This window comes from Marisediminitalea sp., from assembly GCF_984433645.1.
Genome location: NZ_CFIDRX010000296.1, coordinates 1 through 2232 on the forward strand (window position 1 = coordinate 1; position 2232 = coordinate 2232).

2 protein-coding genes are annotated in these 2232 nt (G+C 51.0%); both read right to left on the reverse strand.

Features of this window, described 5'->3' with window-relative positions:
* The coding region (locus AC4MRN_RS20535; RefSeq protein ID WP_491204376.1) for a PilZ domain-containing protein at positions 1-161 on the reverse strand (161 nt) is incomplete at its 3' end.
* Positions 162-369: 208 nt separating this feature from the next.
* Positions 370-2037, reverse strand: coding sequence for an energy-dependent translational throttle protein EttA (ettA, locus tag AC4MRN_RS20540; protein ID WP_073322935.1), 1668 nt, complete (start codon positions 2035-2037; stop codon positions 370-372).
* Positions 2038-2232: the final 195 nt, after the last annotated feature.

Genomic DNA, 2232 nt, shown 5'->3' on the forward strand with positions numbered 1-2232 from the left:
AATGGTTGGCTGATATCCAGTGCGCTGTCACTGTCCACTCGTACTCTCACGCCTTGCAATGACAAATCGAGAACCCTCACTTTGAAGGTATGTTCTGCGATATTAAGCAGGCCGTTCATATCAATGGCCAGACGTTGAAACTGTCGCTTCTCTTTAGACATTGCCGACTCCGGATAAACGCGTTGCGTGTGTTGCGCAACATAATCTCAGTTTAGTTAGGGCTTTACAATCACAAGTGTAGCAGAGAGGACGTCAGAGCGTAGCTGTGCTTTGACGTGTATTGCGCTTCTGGCTAACTCGGGCCGGTAGCACAAAGAAAAAGCCCCTCGACACCTAAGTGGGAGGGGCTTTGCTTGATAAAGGCAGCGCTTATTTACTGATGCGCTTGTACTTCAGTCTGTGTGGTTCAACGACATCCTGTCCGAAGTTGGCTTTCAGCCAGGCTTCGTAATCAGTGTAGTTACCCTCGTAGAAGTTGATCTTACCTTCGTCGCGGTAATCCAGGATGTGTGTAGCAACCCGGTCAAGGAACCAACGGTCGTGCGAGATAACCATGGCACAGCCAGGGAATTCCAATAACGCATTTTCCAATGCACGCAGTGTTTCTACATCAAGGTCGTTGGTCGGTTCATCGAGCAGCAATACGTTGCCGCCGGCTTTGAGTAATTTTGCTAAGTGAACCCGGTTACGCTCACCACCCGATAGGTCTTTAATGAACTTCTGCTGGTCGGTACCTTTGAAGTTAAAACGGCTGCAGTACGCACGGCTGTTCAGCTCGAAATTACCAATGCGCACGATGTCCTGACCATCTGACAGCTCCTGCCATACGGTATTGTTGCCATCCATGTGGTCGCGGAACTGCTCAACGCTGGCAATTTTTACCGTATCACCAATGGTGATCGTACCGCTATCAGGTTGCTCTTTGTCGGTTAACATACGGAACAGCGTGGACTTACCCGCACCGTTTGGACCAATAATACCCACGATTGCACCTTTAGGAACAGTGAAGCTCATGTCGTCAATGAGCACACGGTCTCCGTACGATTTCTTCAGGTTTTGTACTTCGATGACTTTGTCACCTAAACGCTCACCCGGTGGAATGAACAGTTCGTTGGTTTCGTTACGCTTTTGATAATCGCCGCTGGACAGCTCTTCAAAGCGTGCCATACGCGCCTTACTTTTTGCCTGGCGGCCCTTAGGATTGGTACGAACCCATTCCAATTCCTGTTTAATCGATTTTTGGCGGGCATTTTCTGCGCGTTCTTCTTGTTCCAGACGCGCGTCTTTCTGCTCGAGCCAGCTGGAGTAATTACCTTCCCATGGAATACCATGGCCACGGTCAAGTTCCAGGATCCAGCCCGCTACATTGTCGAGGAAGTAACGGTCGTGGGTAATGGCTACCACGGTGCCTTCATAGTCGTGCAGGAAGCGTTCTAACCAGGCGACGGATTCTGCGTCAAGGTGGTTAGTCGGTTCGTCGAGCAGCAGCATGTCCGGCTTTTCGAGTAACAAACGGCACAGCGCGACACGGCGGCGTTCACCACCGGATAGTTTGCTGACATCGGCATCCCAGGGCGGCAGACGCAACGCATCGGCGGCACGTTCCAGGGCATTTTCCAGATTATGACCGTCTTTGGTTTGGATAATGGCTTCCAGTTCACCCTGCTCTTTGGCCAGGGCGTCGAAGTCGGCGTCTGGCTCTGCGTACAGGGCATAGACTTCGTCGAGGCGCTTCAGCGCATGCGCAACATCGGCAACGGCTTCTTCTATGTTACCGCGAACGTCTTTGCTCTCATCCAGTTGCGGCTCCTGCGGCAGATAACCAATATTGATACCAGGTTGTGGTCTGGCTTCCCCTTCGATTTCTGTATCCACACCAGCCATGATGCGCAGCAGGGTTGATTTACCCGCGCCGTTCAGACCCAGCACACCAATTTTGGCGCCGGGGAAAAAGCTAAGTGAAATGTCTTTTAAAATCTGACGATTAGGCGGGACAATTTTGCCCACCCTGTGCATAGAGTATACGTATTGTGACATGCGATGTCCTGGCTCAATAACAAAGGCGCTATTGTAATCAAAGACGCGTGGAGTTGGTAGGGGCTGTTGACCTTTGCTGTATGTTTTTGCAGCGAGTTGTGCGTCATTTAGGCAAGGCAGAGTCCACGTAGTGTAGTTGTTCTACATAAGTGGGCGATAACGCAGTATAAATGACGCACAAACGCTGCCCTTCGG

What these genes read in the sequence shown, in the direction of transcription:
- ettA (WP_073322935.1), bottom strand. Translation starts at nt 2,037, where the DNA reads ATGTCACAATACGTATACTCTATGCACAGGGTGGGCAAAATTGTCCCG.